This is a genomic window from Bacillus thermozeamaize (genome assembly GCA_002159075.1).
Lineage (GTDB): Bacteria > Bacillota > Bacilli > ZCTH02-B2 > ZCTH02-B2 > Bacillus_BB > Bacillus_BB thermozeamaize.
This window is the reverse complement of record LZRT01000117.1, coordinates 1-5,096: the sequence shown is the minus strand read 5'-3', so window position 1 is coordinate 5,096 and position 5,096 is coordinate 1. Positions and strand designations below refer to the sequence as shown.

The following is a 5,096-nucleotide window of genomic DNA, read 5'->3' as shown; positions in this document are numbered from 1 at the left end:
GCTGAAGAAATCGCAAAGATCGCTTAACCGGAAACTCGTGATGGCAGGACACTAACGACGGCTTGACATGGGGCCCCTGCGGGCATGACTTCTTGCGATTGGGCGATGGTGGTAAGGCACATCGCATAGCTAATCAGCCTATCATGCCCGCCACCCAATATAAAGCCTACAAAAGGCTATAACGGTTACCACATAATGGAACCCGTGGTTTTGTTGCATTTAATATTGCAATTTAAGTTACTTCACAGTTAAATAAAGTGGAAAGGACAGTAAAACCACTTCCATCAACACTTATTTGGAGGCAAATTGAACTGCTTAAGAAAAGTTCCTCGTTTATCACACACGGATTTTCCAAAAAAAGAACAGACGTATCTTTTTTCACCCAACTCAAGCTTGTGGATTTTTCTGGGATCCGTTTGTTTACATATGGATGGCGATTTTTAATTTAGGCACTCGCCACCAAGCTGCCCATCTTCGCGGCTTGATTTTGTTTGATTCTCCCCAGACAAACACCAGCATCATGTAACTGTCTCAATCGATGGTCTTACCTACCTTTGGATTTTGGATTCACGGCTGCTCCCCAACGTGTCCTTCACCGAATGGCGAAGGTTCAGACAGTGAATTTCAGTTCGTTCACGTCCAGCGGGGTCATGGAAAGCCTGCGCAGGCCTCCAAGCCATTCAAGATACCGCTCTTCCATCCGCTCAGGAATGAAGGCATGGATATCCCTCCAACGAAGCCTTCCCTCTGTAATGCGCTGCAACTCAAACACCTTCATCAAGTCGTTCCCAAGTAGGTTCACGAGGCAACGCCATTGCTCGTCAATAAAAATTTCGTAAGGAAAATGCGGATGGTCACTCTCCCGGATTTCGCCATACGCCCTGAACAGGTTCAGGTAATCATCGGAGGTTTGGTAAGTACGCAGGAGATGGATTCCGTATTCGTATGGCAGCAGGAGCATCTCCCCGCTTGTTACTACACCAAGAAGGGCCTGCTTTTCGATGAACTTGTCCATCGACTGCTGGCCCCTGAAGAAGACAGCAACGTTCTGGTTATGTGTTCCGATCTGGTTTAGCGCCTTCACAACGGTGACATCCTCGGCGTCGTAGAGAAACAGGTAAACAAGCCAGGATTGTCCGTCACGGTTGGTGATGCACCCCTGGACAAGGTCGCCACGGTCAATGCGGTATTTGGCCTTGGTTTCACGGCTGTCCATCACTTGCCATCCGGCGAGGGACAGGTCGATGAGGATGTCGTTGGTTTGCAGGTGGTAGGTTCGCCGGTCGGGATGAATTTTCAGGTCGCTGGATTTGATGGTTTGTGTTATCAGTCCGTGTTCTTGCAACAGGCAAATGCCTCTGTCGGTGAGGCGGTAGAGGGATGTGGCCTTCCTTCCGCGGTGCAGGAGCGGTTCCGTGGTGACAAAGCCGCTGTTTTTCAGGATGGAGAGTTTGCGGTATGTGTAGCTGTTGGCAAAGTGCAGTTTCCGCAGTTGCGGCACGGTCAGGATGCGGTATTTGTACAGGCTGTGCAGGATGTCAAGGTCAAGCTGCTGGATGCGGCGTACGGTTTGCATCAGGTCACCTCCCGCTGGAAATTGGAATTGTGTGCATCAGGTGAGTTTGGGGCTGGGGTTTTGGCCTTGGTTGACTGCGTTTTGCCTTCAAGGATGGTGGGGACGATGGTAGCGGTACGGGGTGGTTGTGCTCGGCTACTCACGAACAGAGTTCGTGGTAGCACTCCCACAACCTCGCAGAAATGCTTTCTACCCTCTTTTGCTTTCCGGATGCCTGATGTATCAACGGTTTTCCATTGTATTTTTATGATAGAACAGGACTACCACGTTCAGATTGTCTTGAACCATTGCGGCTAAAATGTTTTTGGGATCGTTTTTGTGTTAGAACCGTTTGTGATAGAACCGTAGTCCTCAAAAAACCCCCACTGTTCTATCATGTTTTGGCCCAACCGTTCTATCATAAATCCCAATTCAGTTCTTTCACGATTTCATGGTGAATTCTGTCATGAACCACCAAAAAATCGCTCAGGTTTTCACTACCCAGGACGTATACCTGAACGTGGCATCTTCCCTCTTCATCCAGCTCCCCTTTTTCCAGATATGTTACGTTTTTCCAGTTGTCATCCCCAATCAGTCCCGTGTACCGGATGGCATTTATCAGTACGCTTCGGTTGCGGTTGTCCAGGTCACGTATCACAAGATCGCTGAAGTAGTGAACAGCCATGATGGCCGCTTTCTCGAACGATTCCATATTGGAACGCCAGTCATATCCGCGCAGTGTGGCGCGAATGTAATAATCCCTGATTTCCCGATGATACCCCGGATCATCATCGTACATCGGCAGGATGCCGTCATAGGAAAACTGGTACACAGGGTATCCATTCACTTCATGCCTTTTTACAAGACACTTGGGCAACCGGTCGGAAAAATGCACATCGGGATGTCCCTGCGCATACAATTCCTGAACCAGATGCTTGTACAGGTGAATCCGCGACATCTCGAGGTGCCTTATCGCTTCCCGATAATCCTTGTTCATCCAATCCCCGCCTTTTCGGCAAGATACAATATGAACGCCTCGTATCCCGCTATTCCGATGCTGACCAAAGGCACAAAGTGGTGCCATTTTCTTTTTCTTGCTTTGTCCCCCACAAAATTTTCGTCGAGTTCCAAGAGTGCAAACCCGAAGGATGACATGGCAATGAACACAGCAGCCCACATGAGATAGCCGTTTTTCCAGTACAAATGCAGTGTTGTCAACATAACGGAAACCACCGCGAAAAACAGGCTTCGGTACATCTTCTCTCCCCTCTATTCCGGCTCGAACATGTTCAAAAAGGCCATTGCGCTTTCACGCATGGCCTGATTGGCATTACTCTGTTTTCCGTTTCCAACGGGTGAATCAGATATGACGGAACCCCGATTGATCCTCTCAATCCTGTCCATGATGCGTTCCTGTCCTTCGGCCAATTCCTCAACCATTCCAATGAGCTTTTGAAGATGCTCGTTCTGTTTCCGCATTTCCATCGAATAATCGTAAGCAAACCGCAACATGTTCCGGATGACCTGGCTTCTCCTATTGGACGGCAGGTTTTCCAGAAAGTCACACAGGTCATCATCTTGTGCCTGCAATCTGAAGGTGTATCTTTTGTTCCATGGACTGGCCATCTTCTCACCTGCCTGCGTCTGACGTTGAGGCGGACGTTTCAACGTTGATTTTTCAATGTGTAGGCACTTGTTCCGGTGACGTAGCCGGTGACAGCTTTTTAAGATGAACGGGAACGTCTGACGTTATATTTTCGACCCGTTGACATCACTGTCTTTGTACAACGTTTTCCGTCCGACGTTCCATTTGCAATACGTCTGACGTTGCACACCGTTAACCCTTGTTGGATCGGGCTTTTCCACGTCCGCGTTATTGATGATGTGTGTGCATGAAGGTTTTTGCCAGCTTCATGTAGCCGATGACGTTGGCAAACTGGCTGTTTGGGACGCGGTTCAACCGCTGGTCGAAGTGGGGCTGGAGGGAGTGATGGAACAGTTCTCCGCCGCCGCCACACAGGAAAATGGCATCAAACAAGTCCATGGCAGGTCCCCATGCGGTTTTCAGCCGATCCGCGATATTTGCTGCAACGGACTTTGTGCCTGCCTGCAAATGATCCTGAAAAAGAATCGGTTTTCCTTTGTGGTTAATCCGTCCATCACGGATGATCCGCTCCACATAAAAATCCTCCAGATCAGCCCCGCCTGTCATCTGTTTGTAAACCTGTCTCACCATCCGGTGAAGCTCAATCACCCCCACATCAATGGTGCCGGAAAGCTCCACCTTCGGGACAAAGGTTCCGCCATGCTTCATCTCCACCACAATGTAATCGGTCGTTCGGAATCCAATGTCAATAAGCCCAATCTGTGTCCCGGGAGACATCAGTTCAGGATAGATATGGCCACCGTTTTCATCCAGCAGGGCAGCGAACACCGCGCCAGCCCCCTGCGGAAAGATGAAGGCCTCCCTGATGTTCACCGTCCTTTTCTCTCCAGCCAATGGACCGGACACCCATTCCAGTTCCGGCTGTACTCCCATCAGGGACTGCCTGAAACTTTTCGCTTGTGCTTTGTAAAAATCCAATGGAAGACCAGTCGCAAGAAACACATCCTGTTTCTCTGCCAGCAAACTGATGGCAGCGTTCATCAAAACCCGCGTATAGGGATTGTGATGCCTTTCACTTTCAAACACGCGAGAAGTGGAACGGGACTCACGCGCCAGCTCACCTATAAAAAAATCAGCCCCTTGCACCCGTACATGCAGGTTGCCCAAATCCTTTCCATTTGTCCCAAACAGGGAAACAAGGCTCCTGTCATGCCCTGGACCAATCAAGGTAGGAAACAGGATACTTTTCCCTTTTGCAGACAATCCCTTCACATATCCATAGCCCAGATCCACAGCTATGACTTCCATCATCGAACCTCGCTTTCATAAAAAATCAGGAATGTGGTTTGCCAAAGCAACCGTTAACGCTCCAACAAACAAAAACGGCGCAAAAGGCAAAGACTTTTTCTTCATTGCCAATGATGCAACCAGCCCGAACAGGCAGGCTATCCACAAAATCCACAAAATTGTCCAACCAAATCCAACACCCATGCCCGCCAACAGTTTCACATCCCCTCCTCCGACCCAACTGGTATTGATCAATGCCATGATCAGAAGTATCCCGCCTCCTATCAGTCCTCCCCACAAGGACTGCAAGGGATCTTTCAGAATGAACAATCCCGTGATTGCTATGATGGCAGGAAAAGTATCGGGGATAATTCGGCTTTTTGTGTATACGGTAACCTAAAACTACGCCACTGCGCTCATTGAAAAATCCCCCACCCTATCAGATAATCCTCACAGAGCGAATATCAGCGATGTGGGGGCGGGGAGAGATGATTCAATTGATCCAGAAGCAAAACATCCTGATCATGCACTACCGGGAGGGGAAGTCTCAACGAGAAATCGCGAGAATCACAGGCATCGATCGGAAAACGGTCGCAAAATACATCAAGCAATATGAGCAGCAACGAAAAGAGTTGGAGAAAAGCGGAT

6 protein-coding genes are annotated in these 5,096 nt (G+C 49.1%); all 6 read right to left on the bottom strand.

Features of this window, described 5'->3' with window-relative positions; all coding sequences use genetic code 11:
• Positions 1-610: 610 nt before the first annotated feature.
• A complete protein-coding gene (locus BAA01_03025; GenBank protein OUM84896.1) occupies positions 611-1,576 on the bottom strand; it encodes a hypothetical protein in 966 nt (321 codons plus the stop codon).
• Positions 1,577-1,973: 397 nt separating this feature from the next.
• A complete protein-coding gene (locus BAA01_03020) occupies positions 1,974-2,552 on the bottom strand; it encodes a hypothetical protein (GenBank protein ID OUM84895.1) in 579 nt (192 codons plus the stop codon).
• On the bottom strand, positions 2,549-2,812 hold the full coding sequence (locus BAA01_03015) for a hypothetical protein (protein ID OUM84894.1): 264 nt from the start codon (positions 2,810-2,812) through the stop codon (positions 2,549-2,551). Before BAA01_03015 ends, BAA01_03020 begins: the two co-directional genes overlap by 4 nt.
• Before the next feature lie 12 nt (positions 2,813-2,824).
• Positions 2,825-3,181: a hypothetical protein gene (locus BAA01_03010; protein OUM84893.1), complete on the bottom strand. Its 357-nt coding sequence runs from the start codon at positions 3,179-3,181 to the stop codon at positions 2,825-2,827.
• Between the two features lie 247 nt (positions 3,182-3,428).
• The gene (locus tag BAA01_03005; GenBank protein OUM84892.1) at positions 3,429-4,454 is read right to left on the bottom strand and encodes a hypothetical protein; all 1,026 of its coding nucleotides are present in this window, start codon (positions 4,452-4,454) and stop codon (positions 3,429-3,431) included.
• A gap of 30 nt (positions 4,455-4,484) precedes the next feature.
• Positions 4,485-4,709 carry a hypothetical protein gene (locus BAA01_03000; protein OUM84891.1) on the bottom strand — a complete coding sequence of 75 codons (225 nt, stop codon included), beginning with the start codon at positions 4,707-4,709 and terminating at the stop codon, positions 4,485-4,487.
• Positions 4,710-5,096: the final 387 nt, after the last annotated feature.